We start from the raw sequence: 20,096 nt of genomic DNA, 5'->3' as shown, positions 1-20,096 counted from the left end.
CTTCCCCATTTTATCCAGTGCCCATCCGAGGATGCGCTCTGAGCTATCCAAGGGTCCACTGTGAAAAGATACAAAAACCGGCCGCCGCTTTTGTGTGTGGTTCGCTACCGGGGCTGACCCCTTGTGCCGTATAGTGGAACGCGTGCCTCATCAGAATATCAAGTGGCAGCCATCGGCATCGCTGGACAGTGGCGTAATCTCCTCGATCGTGGTGCTCGACACCGTCGATTCGACCAATACGCTCGTGGCTCATGCTCTGGAAGCCTCGACCTATTCGGATGCGCGCGACCGGGTCGAGCGGCTGTTTGGGGGCGGTGAATCGACAACGAGCTCGGAGACCGTGAAGGGATTGGTCTCTGGCACAAGGGGAAAAGCCGAAGATACGCCTCGAAAAAATGCCCGTCAGGGTATTTCTACGACTACACGATACGAGGGAAGAGTCGCAAGTAAAGGTATTCGGCGATGGCCGGGCGCCGGGGGGAGCACCATGCCGCTGAGCGTAGCGGTTGCCGATGCGCAGTCCCGGTGCCGCGGTCGTCTTGCCCGAACCTGGGTCAATCAGCCCCGATGCTCTCTGCTGGCCACTTGGGCCCTGCCGCTACCCACCAGCCTGCTGACAGGATCCTTCGGTGGATGGATGCCCATGGTGGCGGGACTGGCTGCCTTGGAAGGCCTGCAGGACGTGCTTGAGTATCACGGCTGCACTCTGAGCGACGGTGGCGACCCTGAACGAGTCATGACGCTCAAGTGGCCCAACGATCTGTTCTGCCGCGGGGCCAAGCTGGGGGGCATCCTCTGCGAACTGGTCCGGGTGGATCAGGACTGGTCGGCACTGGCTGTCGGCATCGGCATCAACCTCTTCCTGCCCCGGCAGGCGCTGCCCATTGCGGAGTCCACCTCCCTGCAGCTCCACTACCGGAATCTGCCCGACTATCAGACCCTGCGCGACGACCTGGTCGATGCCATCAGCTGGCACCTGAGCGGGGAGATGGCCCCCCTTGGCCTTGACGGGTCGCTGGACCGGGTCCTGAACGGGCCCCAGGGAGTGCGCTCGAGGATTGCCGGACTCAGCTGGACGCTGGGCCGGCGGGTCAGGGTCGTCCCCGTAGCCGGTGAGCCCGTGGAGGGACGTGCCCTGCAGATCAATCCGGACGCCTCCCTGCGGGTACGGCTGCCCGACGGCGACCAGGTTGACGTGTCTACGGCAGATGTGGGCGTCCTGCCTGAAGTGGCCGCTGTGGGGGCCTAGATTCCCACCCTGTTCATGCTTTCCGTCAGTCCGATCACCCTTGAGCAACCAGTGAGGAGAGGGGAATGAAAAAACTGCTGATCGCCAACCGCGGCGAGATAGCCCTGCGGGTTGTACGCACCGCCCAGGAGATGGGCATTGCCACCGTGGCCGTCTATGCCGACCAGGATCGGGATGCCCCCTATGCCCAGATGGCGGACGAGGCCTATCTCTTGCCTGGGGACACCAACATTGAGACCTATCTGAACGAGGATCTGATCGTTTCCATCGCCCGCAGGTCAGGCGCTGACGCCCTTCACCCGGGCTATGGCTTCCTGTCCGAGTTCTCCTCCTTCGCTCGGAAGGTGATTGAGGCGGGCATCACCTGGGTGGGGCCGGATCCGGAGGTCCTGGACGAGCTGGGCGACAAGATCACAGCCTGCAAGGTGGCCGAGCGGGCCCGGGTGCCCGTGGTGCCCGGACTGAGCGAGCCCGTCACCGACATGCGCCCCCTGCTGGACTTCGCCGACGAGCACGGCTATCCGGTCATGATGAAGAAGGCTGACGGCGGCGGCGGCCGGGGGATAACCCTGATCAACGACAGCGACGAGCTGCGCACCTTCTACATGAACCATGATGCCCTTCAGGGAGGCGACCTGGGCGACTACTTCATCGAGAAGTTCGTGGATCGGGCCCGGCACGTGGAGACCCAGTCCGGCAGGGACAGCCACGGCCAGTTCACCGTCTACTCCACCAGGGACTGCTCGGTCCAGCGCCGCAACCAGAAGCTGGTGGAGGAGGCCCCGGCCCCCTTCCTGTCCGACGATGTGATCGCCCAGCTGGAGGGATTCTCCCGCCGCCTGTTCGATACGGTGGGCTACGTGGGCCTGGGTACATGCGAGTTTCTGGTCACCCCCAGGGACGACGTCTACTTCATGGAGGTCAACCCCCGGCTGCAGGTGGAGCACACGGTCAGCGAGCAGGTCTGCGGACTGGACCTGGTCCGCGAGCAGCTGCGGATCGCCGATGGCGGCTCCCTGAATGTGGCGCCCCCGCCCCGCGGCCACAGTTTCGAGCTGCGCATCACCAGCGAGGACCCGGCCACCAACCTGACCCCCAGCTCAGGGACCATCGAGTCGATTCAGTGGCCCTCCGGCCCCGGCATCCGCGTGGACTCAGGCGTCGAGGTGGGTGACACGGTCTCGCCCAGGGACGACTCCATGATGGGCAAGCTGATCGTGACCGCCCAGGACCGTCCGGCGGCCGTGGCCAGGGTTCGTCGGGCCCTGCGCGAGATGAGCATCAGCGGGGTCCCCACCCCGGCCGGCCTTTTCCAGAAGATCTTCACCAACCCCGAGTTCACCGCCGAGGGCGGGCACTCCTTCGACGTGTCCACCAAGTGGCTTGAAAGGGTCTACCTGAACGTGGAGCCTGCCTCCAACGGCAGCGGCCAGCCCGCCTCGGTCTCCGGCGCCTCGGCCCAGGAACAGGACCGGGACAGCGATCCCATGGAGACCTACAACGTGGAGATCGACGACAGGCGGGTCAAGCTCTCCCTGCCCCAGTCGCTGCTGGGAGGGATGGGCGGCCCCGGCGGTCACGGCGGCATTTCCAGGCCCAGGCAGCCCCTGCGCGGGCGCGGGCTGCGCGATCAGGAGCCTGGCGCCCCCCGGCAGGATGCGGCCCGGTCCGGCGTCATCGTGGCCACCATGCAGGCGGTGGTCACCCGCATCAACGTGGCCCCCGACCAGGAGGTGGACAAGGGCGACCTGCTGGTTGTTCTGGAGTCCATGAAGATGGAGAACTACGTCTATGCCCCGGCCAAGGGCCGTGTGAAGACCATCGATGTGTCCGTGGCACAGGGGGTGGATCCGGGCCAGACCCTGGTCACCCTGGATCTGGGCGGGGAGGAGCAGGCATGAGCGTCGCCGAATCCGCCTTGGGCTCCCAGCCGGTGCGCCAGGGCATCCACCGGGCCGCCGCCCTGGCCAAGCAGGCCGAGGAGCACGCCCGCGACCGTCAGCATGCCAAGGGCAAGCAGACCGCCCGTGAGCGGCTGGATCTGCTTTTCGACAAGGACACCTTCGAGGAGGTGGGCCGCTTCGCTGGTGGCGACATCGCCGGGGACCGGGCGGGCTCTGCGGTCATCACCGGCTTCGGCCTGGTCTACGGGCGCAAGGTCGGCGTCTATGCCCAGGACTTCTCCGTCAGAGGCGGTACCCTGGGACGGGCCGAGGGCGAGAAGATCTGCCGTCTCATGGACATGGCCCTGCGGATCAAGGTCCCCATCGTGGCCATGATCGACTCGGGCGGCGCCCGCATCCAGGAGGGTGTGGCCGCCCTCACCCAGTACGGCCGCATCTTCCGCAAGACCTGCCAGGCCAGCGGCTTCGTCCCGCAGGTCTCCCTGATTCTGGGACCCTGCGCAGGGGGTGCCGTCTACTGCCCGGCCCTGACCGACCTGATCATCATGACCAAGGAGAACTCGGACATGTTCGTCACCGGTCCTGACGTGGTCAAAGCGGCGACCGGCGAAACCATCAGCATGGACCAGCTGGGCGGCGGTTACGTGCACAACACCCGTTCCGGCGTGGCCCACTACCTGGGAGAGGATGAGGCCGATGCCATCGACTATGCCAGGACCGTCCTGGCCTACCTGCCTGCAAACAGCGGTCAGGAGCCTCCCCGATACGCCTTCATCTCCGGCCATGCAGAGCGCCAGGCCGCCAAGCGACTGGCTACGGTCATTCCTGAAAATGACCGACAGCCCTACGACGTGCTGGACGTCATCCATGCCATCGTCGACTACGGCGAGCTGGTCCAGGTCCAGGAACTCTACGCCCGGTCCATTGTGGTGGGCTTTGCCTGCCTGGAGGGTCGGCCGGTGGGAATCGTGGCCAACCAGCCCATGGTGGACGCGGGCAGCCTGGATGTGGAGTCCTCCGAGAAGCTGGCCCGCTTCGTCCGCCTCTGCGACGCCTTCAACCTGCCGGTAATCACCCTAGTGGACACCCCCGGCTACAAGCCGGGCTCGGACCAGGAGCATGCCGGCATCATCCGCCGGGGGGCCAAGGTCATCTACTCCTACGCCAATGCCCAGGTGCCCATGGTCACCATTGTGCTGCGCAAGGCCTTCGGCGGCTCCTACATCGTCATGGGCTCCAAGGCCATCGGCGCGGACCTCAACTACGCCTGGCCCTCCTCGCAGATAGCTGTGCTGGGAGCCCAGGGCGCGGTCAACATCATCCACCGGCGCGACCTGCAGGAGGCCAAGGAGGCCGGCCGGGACGTGGATGAGCTGCGGAACAAGCTGGCCCAGGAATATGAAAGCAGCACCGTCAACGCCAATCTCTCCCTGGAGATGGGCGAGCTGGACGGCATGATCGATCCGGAGCAGACCAGACCGGTCCTGGTCCAGGCCATGGACCTCCTGGCAGACAAGCAGCGCGTCAGGGTCAACGACAAGCACCACGGCAACCAGCCTCTATGAGCTTCCCCTCGTCATTATCAGCAATCCCCAACTCTCTATGAATAGGACATCATGACCAATACATTCTTCATCAACCGTCTCGCCGAGCAGCCGCACGCGCTCATGTTCGCCGGCCAGTCCAACCCCTGGACCGTGGCCCTGGCCGATCTGCAGGGCGATCCCGACATTGACAAGGCCCTGAGGGAGCGCATGGCGGCGGCCACCGACCTGCTCAGGGCGGTCAAGCCCGATCTGCTGGCCACCAACGGCCGTCAGCTGGATCTGTTCGGCTACAGACCTGACCCGGTCAGGCTGGGGCCGGCCGCCGACGCGGCGGTCAGCGTTCCCGGCATCGCCCTGGTGCAGCTGGGCGCCCTCATGGACATGGACCAACTGGGCTACGACGCAGCCCAGGCCCGTCCGGTGGCCCTGCTGGGACACTCCCAGGGAATCATCGGCGTTCACATGGTCCAGGAGATCCAGGCTGCCGGATCCTTCAAGGCCGCCCAGGGCGCCATCGACCAGATTCTGGCCACCGCCATGCTGATCGGCACGGCCGGCACCCGCCAGGCCCGTCGTCTGGGCATCCACCGCCAGGGTGAGGCCACGCCCATGCTCTCGGTGCGCGGCGCCACCCGCCATCAGGTGGAGGTCCTGGTCGACCGGGTGCCTGGCGCTCGCGGTCCCATCAGCGTGGCCGTGACCAATTCGGACCGCAACCTGGTCCTGTCCGGGTATCCGGAGGATCTGGCCGCCTTTGCCATCGAGGCGGGCAAGGAGAGCGAGCATCAGCGCCAACTGCGCGAGGACAAGGTCCGCGGCGGAACCGCCTTCTCGCCGGTTCTGGAGTATCTGGATGTGACCCTGCCTTTCCACTCGCCGCTCATGAAGGAGGCCGTGGACCTGAGTGTGGACTGGGCTTCCCGCTGTGGTCTGGACACCGAGCGTGCCCGGGTTCTGGGCGAAGAGGTTCTGCTCAACCATGCCGACTGGGCTGGCCGGATCGCCGAGGTCATGGACCAGCAGGATGCCGCCTCCCTCTGGCTGGTGGATCTGGGCCCGGGCGAGACCCTGGGCAAGCTGGTGGACAACCTGGTCCAGGGCACCGGTGTCGGCGTGGTCGAGGCCTCCAATCAGGCCCGGCGCGCGGAGCTGTCCACCATGGAGGAGGACCCGGCCCGAACCCAGGACTGGTCCAAGCTGGCCCCCCGTCTGCTTGAGACCCCGGCCGGCCCCCGGGTGGAGACTGCTTTCAGCCGGTTGACCGGCAAGCCCCCGGTCATGCTGGCCGGCATGACCCCGACCACTGTGGAGCCTGAGATCGTGGCTGCAGCCGCCAACGCCGGTTACTGGGCCGAGCTGGCCGGCGGCGGCCAGGTGACCGCCGAGGTCTTCGACCGCCATGTGTCCCAGCTGGAGGACCAGCTGCAGGAGGGCCGCACGGTCGAGTTCAACGCCATGTTCATGGACCGGTACCTGTGGAACCTCCAGTTCGGCAGCCAGCACATCGTGCCCAAGAAGCGCGCCTCCGGCACCCCCATCGACGGGGTGGTCATCTCTGCCGGTATTCCCGAGCTGGATGAGGCCGTGACCCTGATCCACCAGCTCAACGAGGAGGGCTTCCCCTACGTGGCCTTCAAGCCCGGCACGGTGGACCAGATACGCCAGGTCGTGGCTATCGCCCGCAAGGTCGCACCCACCCACATTTTGATGGAGGTCGAGGGCGGGGCCGCAGGAGGCCACCACTCCTGGGAGTCCCTGGACGACCTGCTCTCGACCACCTATGCCGAGGTTCGTGCCTGCCCCAACATCGTGCTCGTGGCTGGCGGCGGCATCGGCACCCCTGAGCGGGCGGCCGACTACATCAGTGGTCAGTGGTCCCGTGCCTACCACCTGCCGGACATGCCCGTGGACGGCGTCATGATCGGCACAGCGGCCATGACCGCCAAGGAGGCCCGCACCAATCCTGAGATCAAGCGGGCTCTGGTGGCCACCCCTGGCATCGACAGCTCCACCCCCGATCCGGACCCCTTCGCCCCCATGGGTGAGAAGTGGGTGCCCAGCGGCAAGTCTGTGGGAGGCGTGGGCTCCGGCCTGAGCCATCTGCACGCCGACATCTACGAGATGGAGAACTCCTCCGCCGAGTGCGGCCGCCTGCTGGTCCGGGTCATGAAGCACCCCGAGGAGCTGGAGACCCGCCGCGCAGAGATCATCGAGGCCCTGAACAAGACCGCCAAGCCCTACTTCGGCGATCTGGAGACCATGACCTACCAGGACTGGGCCCAACGTTTCGCCGACCTGGCCTACCCCTGGGCCGATGACACCTACATCGACCGTTTCCTGCACCTGCTGCGGCGCATTGAGGCCCGTGTCTGCGAGCGTCAGAGCGGCGAGTTCGACTCCATCTTCGCCTCCAGGCAGGATGTGGCTGAGCCCGAGCAGGCGCTTCGACGGCTGCACGAGGCCTATCCCCAGGCAGCCGAGCTCAAGGTGGTGCCCACCGACGTGGCCTGGTTCCCCGTCCTGGTGCGCGAGTACCCCAAGCCCATGCCCTTCGTGCCGGTCATCGACAACGATCTGCTGCGCTGGTGGGGCCAGGATCAGCTCTGGCAGTCAGAGGACCCCCGCTACGGCGCCGACTCGGTCAGGGCCATCCCCGGACCCATCTCCGTGGCGGGCATCACCACGGTGGACGAGCCGGTGGCCTCCATCCTGGGACGGTTCGAGCGGGCGGCCATCGACCGGGTGCGCGACCTGGACAGTAGTCCCGCCAAGGCCTACAGCCAGCTGGCAGGCGCCGCTGACGCGCAGGAGTTCATCCGCCGCAGCCCCAACATCTCCTGGGTGGGCCACCTGATGGCCAATCCGGCTTACGGCACGGCCATGGACGACCCCAACTACACCATCACCGCCACCGGCCATGACGCCCAGGGCGAGCACTACGACCTGGACATCCACCTGGACACTTACTGGGACGACGATCCCGACGGCGGCCTGGACCGGCATGCGGTGCGTGACATCGTCGTGCCGCTGACCCTCAAGAGCGACCAGGTCGGTCTCTTCCCGGTGGTCGACCGTAGCCGCTTGCCCAAGGACGTCTACGCCATGCTGGCCGATACAGCCGGCATCGGCAACACCACCATCACCGGCGACAAGCTGGAGGCCATGCCTGTCATCGAGAAGGACGATGACGACCAGGAACACCCCTTCGGCCTGGCCCACAGCGGCTACACCCTGGCAGCCAACCTGGGCTTCGACCATGAGGCGGCAACCGGTGGTGCCCTGCCTGATGCGCTGATCCCCTCCGGCTTCGCCCCAGACGCCCTGGTGGGTCCGGCCTGGCCGGCCATCTACGCAGCTCTGGGATCCGTCTATGTGAATGGCTTCCCCATCATCGAGGGACTGCTCAACGCGGTCCATCTGGACCATCTGATTGAGCTGGAGGTCAGCGAGAAGCGCCTGCTGGAGCATACCGGCCAGCGGATCGGACTGACCAGCTGGGCCGAGCCCTACCAGGAGTCCGCCTCCGGCCGGGTGGTGACCATCCATGTGGTCCACGCCGCCCAGGACGGAACCGTGCTGGCCCGCGAGGTCGAGCGCTTCGCCATCCGTGGCCGCGCCTACAGCGACCAGTTGCCCCAGGAGGCTCCCGAGTACGGCGGCATCCGCGCCGACACGGTGGACACACCCCGCAGGCTGCTACGCCGCGTCACCGTCACCGCCCCCACGGATATGACCGCCTTTGCACGCACCTCCGGGGACTTCAACCCAATCCACACCTCCAAGCGAGGCGCTGCGGTCTCCGGCCTGTCTGCGCCGCTGGTGCACGGCATGTGGCTGTCGGCCACCGCACAGTACGCGGCCCAGGCCACTGACGAGCAGGGCGTCCACTACGAGATCGCCGGATGGACCTACAACATGTACGGCATGGTCCAGCTGGGCGACAAGGTGGAGATCAGCCTGGAGCGTGTGGGCAAGGTCCGCCATGGCGGCCTGGTCCTGGAGGTCACCTGCAGGATCGACGGACAGCTGGTCTCCCGCGGCACGGCAATCGCCCGCGCCCCGAGGACCGCCTACGTCTACCCCGGCCAGGGGATCCAGCAGCAGGGCATGGTCCTGGACGAGCGGGCCAAGTCGCCTGCCGCCCGTGAGACCTGGGAACGGGCCGATGCCCTGACCCGCAGCAAGCTTGGGTTCTCCATCCTGGCCGTGGTGCGTGACAACCCGCACACCCTTACAGCCAAGGGGGTCACCTACCACCATCCTGAGGGTCTGCTCAACCTGACCCAGTTCACCCAGGTGGCCTTGGCCACCGTGGCCTTCGCCCAGACCGCCCGCCTGCGCGAGTCCGGCATGGACATCTGGCCCGCCTACTTCGCCGGCCACTCCCTGGGCGAGTACAACGCCCTGAGCTCCTTCGCCGGGGTCATGTCCCTGGAGACGGTTCTGGAGCTGGTCTTTCACCGTGGATCCACCATGCACTCCCTGATCGAACGTGACGAGCAGGGGCGCAGCAACTACCGGATGGGCGCCCTGCGTCCCAACCAGTTCGGCGTGGGCGACTCCGGCGTCAAGCAGTATGTGGAGTCCGTATCCGAGGAGTGCGGCGAATTCCTGGAGATCGTCAACTACAACCTGGCCGGCCAGCAGTACGCCGTGGCCGGGACCATCGCCGGTCTGGAGTATCTGCGAGCCGACGCCAACCGTCGGGCCAAGGAGGCGGGCGGTAAGCCGGCCTTCATGTACGTGCCTGGCATTGACGTGCCCTTCCACTCCACCCTGCTGCGCAAGGGGGTGCCAGAGTTCCGCGACACCCTGGATGCCCTGCTGCCCGAGCACATCGACTACTCCCGCCTGGAGGGTCGCTACATACCCAACCTGGTTGCACGGCCCTTCCGGATGACCAAGGAGTTCGCGGCCTCCATCCTGGAGGTGGTTCCTTCCGAACGCATCAAGCAGGCTCTGGGCGATCCCCGGGTCTGGGACCAGTATGCGGCCGACGACCAGAAGCTGGGCCGTCTGCTGCTGACCGAGCTGCTCTCCTGGCAGTTCGCCTCCCCGGTGCGCTGGATCGAGACCCAGGCGATCATGTTTGATGCCCCCGAGCAGGGCGGCCTGGGCGTGGAGCAGCTGATTGAGATAGGGCTGGGCCATTCACCCACCCTGGCCAACCTGGGCACCAAGACCCTGAAGTTGCCTGACTTCCGCGAGCGGCATGTGAGCGTCTACAACCTGGGCAGGGACGAGAGCCGGGTCTATCTGACCGACACCGATCCCATGGCCCCGGTGGAGGAGGAGCCCGCAGCTCCGGCCCAGGACTCCAGTCCTGAGCCTGCTCCAGCTGCTGCTCCCGCCCCGGCACCGAATCCGGCTCCAGCTGCTGCTCCTGCCCATGAAGCAGCCGAGGATTCGGTTCCTGCTCCAGCTCCGGCTCCGACCACCGGCGGCCCATCGGGTGCCGAGGTGGCCGACCTGCCCTTCAAGGCCTCGGACGCCATCGCCGTCCTGCTGGCCTACTCCACCAAGATCCGCCCCGAGCAGATCGGGCAGACCGACACCACCGACACCCTGACCAACGGCGTCTCCTCCAGGCGCAACCAGCTGCTGATGGACATTAGCTCCGAGCTGGGCGTGGCCAGCGTGGACGGCGCCGCCGAGGCCAGCATGACCGACCTGAGCGCCTTGGTGAACAAGGTGGCTCCTAACTATCGGCCCTTCGGCCCGGTGCTCTCCGACATCGTTCGTGAACGCATCCGCGACCTCTTCGGCCCCTCCGGCCTCAAGCTGCAGCAGGTCGAGCAGCGGGTCTCCGATGTCTGGCAGCTCGGTGCTGGCTGGGTCTCGGCCACCGTCGCCAGCCTGGTCCTGGACACCCGCCAGGGTGCCTCCTCGCGCGGCGGCGACCTGGCGATTCTCCCCACTGAAGCCGTCTCCACTGTGCCTGCGGCCAATGCTCTGATCGACCAGGCCGTTCAGCAGGTGGCCCAGCGTCACGGCGTCACGGTCTCTATGCCCTCTGCAGGCGGTACTGCTGGCGGTGCCGTGGTCGACTCCGCCGCCCTGGATGCCTTCGCAGCCCAGGTGACCGGCTCTGAGGGTGTACTGGCTTCCACCGCACGCTTCCTCCTGGACAAGCTGGGGCTTGAACCCCCGACCGTCCAGCCTGGTGAGAATGAGGATGCTGCAGTCGTGGCTGCCGTCGATGCCGAGCTGGGCAGCGACTGGCCCGAGCAGGTGGCACCACGGTTCGAGGCCTCGCGTGCCGTCCTCTTCGACGACCGCTGGGCCAGCGCCCGCGAGGATCTGGCTCACATCTACCACGAGCATGATGATGACCGCAGTCGCCTAAGCTTCGTAGGAGCCGGATGTGAGGTGCACGATCAGGCCGTCTGGTACGCCGAGCAGGCAGGCAAACGCGGCGAGCAGGATCTGGCCCGGGTCTTCAGCGGCATTGCCGACCAGGCCATGACTCCTGCCGACTCGGACCAGACCACCGCACGATTCGCCAAGGACGTGGCCGTGGTCACCGGCGTGGCCCCCAAGTCCATCGCGGGATCTTTGACTGCCGGGCTCCTGGAGGGCGGGGCGACGGTCATCGCCGTCTGCCACTCCCTGAAGCCGCAGACCGTCATCTGGGCCCGCGACCTCTACCGTCGCCATGCCGTGGGTGGTGCCCGTCTCTGGATCGTGCCCGCCAACCTGTCCAGCTATCGGGATGTGGATGCCCTGGTCGACTGGGTCGGCAATGAGCAGCGCAAGACCACGGGGGCTACGACCACCGTGCTCAAGCCCGCCTACGAGCCCACCCTGCTGCTGCCCTTCGCAGCACCCGCCATGCACGGGACCATGGCCGACTCTGGCCGGCTCTTCGAGTCCCAGACCCGGCTCATGCTCTGGAGCCTGGAACGCCAGATCGCCGGGTTCGCCGGCATCGGGGCGGACACCGATGTCGACCACCGTCTGCATGTGGTTCTGCCAGGCTCACCCAACCGCGGCATGTTCGGCGGTGACGGAGCCTACGGGGAGGTCAAGGCCGCCCTGGACGCCATCGTCAACCGGTCCCGCCCCGAGCAGGACTGGTCCGGCCGGGTCACCTTCGCCCACCCGCTGATCGGCTGGGTCCGTGGCACCGGGCTCATGGGCGGCAACGATCCGCTGGTTAAAGTCGTGGAGCGCCACGGCATCCGCACCTACTCCACCGAGCAGATGGCTGATTCCCTGCTGGAGCTGTGCACTGTGCAGGCCCGCCAGCAGGCTCTTCAGTCCCCGCTTAAGGCCGACCTGACCGGTGGCCTGGGCTCCAGCCCGCTGGACCTCAAGGCCCTGAAGGCCGAGGCTGCCCAGAACGACGATCCATCGACACCGGCTCCAGCCGGAAAGCCCGGGGATGCGCCCGCAGATGCCGACAAGGATCCGGGCCGGGTCATCAAGGCCCTGCCCACACCTCGGGTGCCCGCCCAGGCTCCGGTGGACCTGCAGGATTGGCAGGGCGTGACCGCTCGGCCCGAGGATCAGATCGTCATCGTCTCCATCGGCGAGATGGGTCCCTGGGGCTCCGGCCGCACCCGCTTCGAGGCCGAGATGGGCATCCATTCGGATGGTCAGGTCGACCTGAGCGCCGCCGCCGTCCTCGAGCTGGCCTGGAACATGGGTCTGGTCGAGTGGCAGGACAGCCCCAAGCCGGGCTGGTACGACACCGACGGCGAGCTGGTGCCCGAGCAGGACATCGCCGAGCGCTACCACGACCAGGTGGTGGCCCGCTCCGGCATCCGTCCCTTCGACGACGGCATGGGCTCCGACTACCGTCAAGGCACCAATGAAGAGGAGGTCGACGTCTTCCTCGATCACGACGTGGCCTTCTCGGTGCCCACAAAGGATATGGCTCAGGAGTATGTGGCCCAGGATCCGGATCACACCAGCATCGCCCACGACGAGCAGTCCGGCGAGTGGACCGTCACCCGCCTGCCCGGCTCCCGTATCCGCGTGCCACGTCGGGCCACCATGTCCAGGACCGTGGGCGGCCAGTTCCCACAGGGCTTCGACCCGGTCAAATGGGGCATTCCCGCCTCCATGGTCGGGGACGTGGACGAAATCGCCCTCTGGAACATCGTGACCACCGTGGACGCCTACCTGTCGGCCGGCTTCACACCGGTGGAGATCCTGCAGGCCGTGCATCCCTCCAAGGTGGCCTCCACCCAGGGGACCGGCTTCGGCGGCATGGCTTCCATGCGCAAACTCTACCTGGATCGCTTCCTGGGCAAGGAGATCCCCACGGACATCCTCCAGGAGGCTCTGCCCAACGTGGTGGCCGCACACGTCATGCAGTCCTACATCAGCGGATACGGCAACATGGTCCAGCCGGTCTCGGCCTGCGCCACGGCTGCGGTCTCCCTTGAGGAGGGCGCTGACAAGATTGCACTGGGCAAAGCGGACTTCGTGGTCACGGGTGCCATCGACGACATCGGCGTGGAGTCGGTCATCGGCTTCGGCAACATGAACGCCACCGCCGACTCCGCCGAGATGTACGCCAAGGGCATCCAGCCCCGGTTCTTCTCCCGGGCCAACGACCGTCGGCGCGGCGGCTTCCTGGAATCCCAGGGCGGCGGGACCATCCTGCTGACCCGCGGCGACATCGCCCTGCGCATGGGTCTGCCCGTGGCTGGCGTGGTCGGGTACATCCACTCCTTCGCGGACGGCGCCCATACCTCCATCCCCGCACCCGGGCTGGGGGCTCTGGCCGCCGGCATGGGCGGCAGGGACTCGGACCTGGTGCACTCGCTGGCCAAGCTGGGCGTGGACCCCGACGACATCGCCGTGGTCTCCAAGCATGACACCTCCACCAACGCCAACGACCCCAACGAGTCCGAGCTGCACAACACCCTGGCCCATGCCATCGGGCGGACGGACGGCAACCCGCTCTACGTCATCTCCCAGAAGAGCCTGACGGGCCATGCCAAGGGCGGCGCCTGCATCTTCCAGATCAACGGGCTCACCCAGCTCTTCCGGTCCGGGGTCATCCCGGCCAATGCCTCCCTGGACTGCGTGGATCCGGTCCTGAGGCGTGACGACCATCTGGTCTGGCTGGAGCAGCCTCTGAAGGTCGGCAGGATTAAGGCCGGACTGGTCACCTCCCTGGGCTTCGGCCATGTCTCCGGCATCGGGGTCATCGTCAGCCCTGGAGCCTTCGAAGCGGCCGTGCTCAAGACCTCCGGCCGGGAGGCCCTGGACCAGTGGCGTCGCCGGGCCAATGACCGTCTGGCCGCTGGCCAACGTCGCCTGGAGGAGGGCCGCATGGGTCGGGCCCCGCTCTATGAGCCCATCGATAACCGTCGCTTCCATGAGGACGGCAACGGGTATGTGGGCCATGAGGTCGAGAAGGCCATGCTGCTGGATCCCCAGGCCCGTCTGGGCGCCGACGGTTATTACGACCGGGGCTGAGAGCAGCGTGAGTTGGTCGGTTTCCTATTCTCTGTAGCGGGAAATGGGAAATCGGTAAGAGCTCAATCATCGCGCTGATCAGGGAGGTGGGCCAAACGGCTCACCTCCCCTTTTGTTATGGGGTGGATGCTCATCAGCTGCTCATACTCGGGTGATCGCTTCCTTCACGGGAGAGTGGGTGAAATGTCCCTGGGCACGTCAGGCTTGGCTATGGCTATCCCTTGTCTTGCTTCAATGCTGTTTGAGGGGCAGGCGGCCTTTACGACCTGACGGTGTTTGGCTCCTGTTCATGAAAAGGTATAAAAAGTAGATGGGTGGCCCAGGTTTTACTTGGGGTTATTGCTGGGCCACCCGAATGGCCGGACTTGTCTTTGGGGAGTCGTCCGACCGCTTACTCGTACGAAGTGTTGGTGTTAGTGGCCGCTGTTATGGAATTCCTGCGGCTGCGGTTTGTTGTCATAATACCCATGGCGAGAAGCCCGACCATCATAGCCACGCCGATATTTTTCCCTTCAACTGTGGGCGGGTCTCCATGTTGTACAAGGCTCTGCCCAGTGATGCCTACATAGGTTTATCGCTGAGTAACACCACGCAATGATTAATTGACCGCATGTTCCGGTTGGCCCATGTGCTATGCTGTTTACCGAGCCAACGGCTTCGCGGGCGTAGCTCAATGGTAGAGCCTCAGTCTTCCAAACTGATTACGCGGGTTCGATTCCCGCCGCCCGCTCCACTTAGACGCAGGATTCGATAAGTCGGCGTTTGCATTAGCGTGTTGGAATTCAACGGTAGCCTGTATCGCTTTTTTCTTAGTGAATTGTGCGTTCTGTATTGAATGCATCCTTATCGCTGGCAGAGCTATCAGCCATAGCTGGTGATGCATTGGAGGTTACCATCATTGCCGCTGGTGTGGCAGTAATCAACCTAATGGATTTTTCCTGGCTCTTATGTTCATGCAACAAGGCATCTTCGCGTCATTCCGAGCATCCCTATTGTTTGCTGGTCACGGTTGTTCCCATGATCTTATCGGCAAAGGTCTGCCCCCTGCCATTCCATAAAGGCCAAAGAAAACCAATGAGGAGTGATGCGAAATCAGCAAGATGCGCTTTCTCTCGCACGCCCATTCTCAGACCGGATATAGGCAGATTGGAATCCTGATCGCATACCTGAAGTTTGAGAAGACGGTGCGTCCAGGACTGTCCATTGCGTGTAGACCATGCAGAAATGACACACACAACAGCCACAGAAACGCAATCAATCCAGGATTGAGCAAAACCGCCTGGCGAAGATCTTCCAAATACAATGCTCCCCACTAACTGTGATAGCAACGACGCTGGCAATACTATGCGAAGCAGGTATGACGCCACTCTGTGCCACCATAAAGCTGACATTCTTGCCTCCTCTCAATACAGTATGACAAGCGTATTCCTGCACTGCCTTTGATGATGTCCCCTCGGTCGCGCGTCAAGAACGAAAAACTCAAGCAACTCCACTCCGAACGGGAGAAGGTCGCAGAACTCCTCGAAAACACCCAGGCGTGAACCATTCTGATCGAGATTCACACATAGGCATGAAAGCAAGGTCGAGTGTTCTGAATTTCTGATCGATGTCTAGCTGCTCATGATTCTTTCGCAACTGCTTACTGAATTTCCGTTCGCAAGTGTGCAACAAGCCAGGGGAATTGTGTAGGCATTGCCGCTTGGACTGGACTTCTGTGGCTTCCAGCCCTGCGAAGACTTCGGGGCCGCTGCGCTGAATGTTCTCAAATGATATTTATCTACAGTTGGCCTCGCCCGCTGCCCTCCGAGCAGGTTGTAGGAATTCAGGGCCACGGGTGTGCTCGGACATGCAGCAGGTCAAAGATATCGAGCAGATAGCCGTTCACCAACCCTCTCCCGGAGTTGTGGCTAAATGCTAACATCAAAGTCAATATCAATGAACTACTCAAGGATGAGTCCCATGAAGAAACGATCTTTAACCGTGGTTATCTTCGTGACGTTCTTGGGCCCGATGCTGTTGATGGGGCTTATAGTCTCCGCAGATCAAGCTTCCGTGCAGCCTGCATCGGGAAAGGTTGCAGAAGGCCAGCCAGTCTCAATTGATGCAGCTACCGTTTCTTCTTCACAATCATCATCTCAAGACATCGACGCGGCAGAATACTGGACGGAAGAGAGGATGCGCTCTGCTCGTCCTGCGGAAGAACTGGTTTCTGAGCCGGATCAAAGTGATCAAATTCGACCAGCCGAGCAATCTAGCAAGATGAAAGTTACAGAAAGCTTCTCACATCCTGTCCGCCCCAAGCCATTGCTGGGTCATCAGACCGGGAATGCAGTTGTTCCTGAGATGACTGGGACGGTGCTCTTTAATTACGATGGGGAAGGCGTTGGTACATGGTCCTTCTTACACGATGGATGGAAGGGCACTGACTACGCTCCGTAAGATATGGCAGAATCTCACCCTATCTGTTCTCTTTCGCGCCTTCCCGCCTTGCTAGCCTCTTGTTCTTTCTGATTTGATTCCTTTTTTGGGGCTATTTGTGCAAAATTACAGGGATCGTTGATTATGCCTATAGGTTGTGTGGTCCCGAATTTCTGATCGGATGATTTGCTGCAGGGGCTGATGAGGGGGATACTCGGGCCTATGAATGATGCCGGGTTTGGACAAGTGCTGGGGTTGGGACATGACTTGGTCGATCTGAAGGAGTTCGGCCGGCAGCTGACTATGCCAGGCACACGCATGACAAGCTTGTTCTCGCCTCGGGAGCGGCGGCAGGCCCAGCAGCGGGCCCTGCTCAAGCATGACGACACGGCGGCGCACTTGGCCGTGCGCTGGGCCGGCAAGGAATCGGTGCTTAAGGCCTGGTCGCAGGCGCTGGGACCTGAGCCATCGCCCTATGGTTTGGATGATTTTCCCTGGAGCGGTGTGGAGATCTTGGATGATGGCCGGGGTCGGCCGAGCGTCAATCTAGAGTCCTCCGTGGTAGCCAGGCTTTACGATTCCTTGCCTCTGACCGGTGGTCAGGTCAATCGAGTGCAGTTATACTGGCGTATCGCTCTAAGCCATGATGGACCGGTGGCTTCGGCGGTCGTGCTTTTGTGCAGGTGTGTCTGAAATCAGGCTAGGGCATGTGACGTATTCGGCGTTAATTCCTAGTTATCGCCCTCGGCAGCCGAATAGAAGTCTTCGGCATGTGGGGCGATGCCCTGACTGTGTCGAAGCCGAATTCGATGATCAAGGCTTCAGATGCAGTCAGCACTATGTATTACATGCGTCGTTCTAAGGGTTGACCGAGGCTCCCGTGTAGACTACATACAGCCTCTTCTTGAGGCCGGTTCCCTGCTTACGTAGGGATGATCCCGGAGCATTGCCCGGCTGCGCCGGCAAGCAATTCAGGTACGGCGCGGCCAGGGAATGATTCGGGCCGAAGACACGAAGCCACCCCTCCGAAGCCGGAGGTGCAGCCCTTTTACATGCCTGGGAAGCTCAGCACCCCGTGGTGATCTGAGGATGCACTACGCACATGTAGTGGTGGGCCCCCTCAATTTGCTCCTGGGTGTAGTGCTCGGGGGCGGGAGAGTAGCTGGAGCCGCCGCCTCCCGGCGAAGGCGCGGGAGCGGTATAGCCGCCTCCCGATCCGCCTCCTGATCCGCCTCGGGCGTAGCCCGAGCCACTGGAATGGGCCGAAACGCTGGCAGAGCCGCCCCGTGCATGGCTCGAGGAAGGTGCTGGAGCCGCCGCAGCTGCTTGCTGGGCTTGCTGCTCGGCGGCCTCCTGGTCGGCTCTGGCCTTGGCGGCCTTCGAGTCATTGACTGCCTGCGTCTGGCCGGCGATGTTCTGTATGGCCTTGCGCCGCCCGTTGGAGTCCACCTTGGCGTCGGCCTGCACGGCCTTGGCCTGGTCGAGCGCCGTCTTCAGGGCATCGCGCACAGCGTTGTCTGCCACCTGGCCGTCGCTGCCCGAGAGCAGCGTGTCGCCGTCTGTGATCGTCTTATCCAGGTGCGCCTTGACCGTCCGGGACTCGTCATCGGCGACTTTCTTCGAGGCCGCTTTGACGCCGCGGTCGGCGGCATCAGCCTTGTGTGCAACTTGGGTGGCCTGTTGTGCCAAGGCTCTCAACGAGCTCCACGAGTCGTCCACGCTGCACGAAGGCACTGCGGGGACGGCGGGCTTGGCGGCCTTGTCCACGGCGGCCACGACCCTGACGTCGGACACGTCTCCCTGGGGTATGGCCCGGACCTGCCGCTGTGCCGCAGCCCGGTCCGCCTTGTAGGCTTTCAGGCTTCGAGTTGCGGAGGCCGCCTGCGACTGGCAGTCGGCCAGGGACTCCGCCTTGACGTGTGAAGACCAGGTCCACACCCCCAGCGAAAGGCCTGCCGCGACCGCCAGGACCGCCACGAGGCCGATGACGAAATGCCAATGGTCAGCCTTCGTCGATGCGTCCTGCGCATTCCCCTTCCATACCATGACTGATTCCTTCCCTCATGGTGCAGGCCTTGCATGTCTGCGACAAAACACCCGCATCGGCGGGGATAATCCTTGGTGAGGCAAACTTTTTGTGCATAATACGCGTGTTCCCCGCATACGTGTGAATAACCATATTTATAGCAGACTCGCCGGATCTGACTTCATGTGCTCCCTGCATCCACGGGGATGCTTCCATCAAGGAGAGCATAATTGCAGAGTTGCAGTTGTATTCGTCGCATCTGCGTGGACGATCCCATATCTATAAAAGCAGAATTCACGACAGAACAAGGGGTGCATCATCATTATTGGTCCAATCCTCTTCGCTTATTCCAAGTTCAAATATTGTGGAACGGATGGATGGCGAGTTCCCCACCATAATTCAAAGCCAAAAACCACAGTGATTCCGAAACGCTATACTAAATCAGCTCGATCTGAAGAGTCCTCAGCTATCGCTACTTTTCCTGGTTGGATGTGGACATGGGAAGTAAGACATCCGAAGGCATCACCATTCGTGTAGAGTGACCAGCAACTATGTGGATTAACTTCGCTGGTTGAAACGTGCACATCTTGATGGAACACATGGCTGCCGAATCGCTCTGTTGCCGCGTGGGAGTGCAACAGGTATGTCTTTCGTTTCTTTGTCGTTGGTCTCAGTGCTCGCATAAATGGGGTTGCCGCTGGTTTGTCAGGGTTCATCGATGAGGGCGTGCATAAAGAAAGCCACGGGTAAGTGCAGACGAGTTTACAACCTCATCCTTGTCTTTGAAGGAGATAAAGCGCTTTCGCATGATTGATTTGGCTGGCATATAAACCTACTAAACGTGTTCTTGACTGGATTGCGCCGAATCTTGGAGTTATGTGGTGTGGCCAGACGATGATGAAGCAAGCAGAGGTTACGGGCAAGTATCAATGCATGGATTCGGCGAGAAGACTTATGCTTATGATGTGTGTCAGTACGATCCAGAGTGTCCTGTACATCGTCATCGTCCAGGGACGACGTGTCCGGTGGTTTACCGCAAGAGGATGGCTGCGGCGCGTGAGGCTAAACGCCGTCAGCAGCAACGTGACGAGCTAATAGGCGTTGTCGTTTTCGTGGCGGTCCTTATCATTGGCTTTGCCATCTTGAATATGGTAATTCCAGGGTTTCTGAGCTCTTTGTTGCAGGGCCTCGGCTTCATGAACAAGTAAATGCCAAGCATTCCTGACTCTTGATCATAGTCTCAATGCTAAGAAGGTCTTACCGATGCTTGACGTCCATTGCACCGAGCGCGATACCTATCTCAGTTTTCAAATCGTGTAGTTGAAATCAGGTGAGCTCGCTCTGCGTGCCAATGCTATGCAGGGCGTTGCTCGTGGTGGGTGTTTGTACTTTTGGATTGCTACCAATACCATCGCTATCAGTCTGTGGGGCCGACAGAGATGCTTTGGATGCACTTCGATGGTCAGGCAGCTCGGTTCTATTATCAGCAGATAATTGCCAAGCGAGGGCGGATTTTC

7 protein-coding genes, 1 tRNA gene and 2 pseudogenes are annotated in these 20,096 nt (G+C 63.0%); 8 read left to right on the top strand and 2 right to left on the bottom strand.

What is annotated here, in order from left to right; genetic code table 11:
• The first annotated feature begins 487 nt into the window (after positions 1 to 487).
• The 6 genes and pseudogenes from H3T89_RS03660 (at position 488) to H3T89_RS03640 (ending at position 14,868) form a co-directional block, all read left to right on the top strand.
• The gene (locus H3T89_RS03660) at positions 488 to 1,249 is read left to right on the top strand and encodes a biotin--[acetyl-CoA-carboxylase] ligase (protein WP_198203252.1); all 762 of its coding nucleotides are present in this window, start codon (positions 488 to 490) and stop codon (positions 1,247 to 1,249) included.
• Between the two features lie 65 nt (positions 1,250 to 1,314).
• Positions 1,315 to 3,150, top strand: a complete 1,836-nt coding sequence (locus H3T89_RS03655) for an acetyl/propionyl/methylcrotonyl-CoA carboxylase subunit alpha (RefSeq protein WP_198216275.1) — start codon at positions 1,315 to 1,317, stop codon at positions 3,148 to 3,150.
• Positions 3,147 to 4,718: an acyl-CoA carboxylase subunit beta gene (locus H3T89_RS03650; protein ID WP_198216274.1), complete on the top strand. Its 1,572-nt coding sequence runs from the start codon at positions 3,147 to 3,149 to the stop codon at positions 4,716 to 4,718. Before H3T89_RS03655 ends, H3T89_RS03650 begins: the two co-directional genes overlap by 4 nt.
• A gap of 51 nt (positions 4,719 to 4,769) precedes the next feature.
• Positions 4,770 to 11,016: pseudogene (locus H3T89_RS03645) on the top strand (fatty acid synthase subunit beta domain-containing protein); the annotation flags it as partial.
• A 179-nt stretch (positions 11,017 to 11,195) separates the two neighbouring features.
• Positions 11,196 to 14,135, top strand: a pseudogene (locus H3T89_RS09185) (beta-ketoacyl synthase N-terminal-like domain-containing protein); the annotation flags it as partial.
• 659 nt (positions 14,136 to 14,794) lie between these two features.
• A tRNA-Gly gene (locus H3T89_RS03640) sits at positions 14,795 to 14,868 on the top strand.
• Positions 14,869 to 15,124: 256 nt separating this feature from the next.
• Here H3T89_RS03640 and H3T89_RS03635 read toward each other — a convergent pair.
• Positions 15,125 to 15,526: an RDD family protein gene (locus H3T89_RS03635; RefSeq protein ID WP_198216272.1), complete on the bottom strand. Its 402-nt coding sequence runs from the start codon at positions 15,524 to 15,526 to the stop codon at positions 15,125 to 15,127.
• Positions 15,527 to 16,094: 568 nt separating this feature from the next.
• Here H3T89_RS03635 and H3T89_RS03630 point away from each other — a divergent pair.
• Both H3T89_RS03630 and H3T89_RS03625 read left to right on the top strand, forming a co-directional pair.
• On the top strand, positions 16,095 to 16,574 hold the full coding sequence (locus tag H3T89_RS03630; RefSeq protein ID WP_198216271.1) for a hypothetical protein: 480 nt from the start codon (positions 16,095 to 16,097) through the stop codon (positions 16,572 to 16,574).
• Positions 16,575 to 16,754: 180 nt separating this feature from the next.
• Positions 16,755 to 17,246 (top strand): holo-ACP synthase, encoded by a 492-nt coding sequence (locus H3T89_RS03625; protein WP_232348437.1) that lies wholly within the window; start codon positions 16,755 to 16,757, stop codon positions 17,244 to 17,246.
• 372 nt (positions 17,247 to 17,618) lie between these two features.
• Here H3T89_RS03625 and H3T89_RS03620 read toward each other — a convergent pair whose 3' ends face one another.
• A complete protein-coding gene (locus H3T89_RS03620) occupies positions 17,619 to 18,599 on the bottom strand; it encodes a hypothetical protein (RefSeq protein ID WP_110417659.1) in 981 nt (326 codons plus the stop codon).
• Between the last annotated feature and the right edge of the window lie 1,497 nt (positions 18,600 to 20,096).

The sequence above is a fragment of the Bifidobacterium sp. W8114 genome (genome assembly GCF_016101165.1).
Lineage (GTDB): Bacteria > Actinomycetota > Actinomycetes > Actinomycetales > Bifidobacteriaceae > Bombiscardovia > Bombiscardovia asteroides.
Note: the sequence above shows the minus strand (reverse complement) of the source record. Positions and strands in the feature narration are given on the sequence as shown.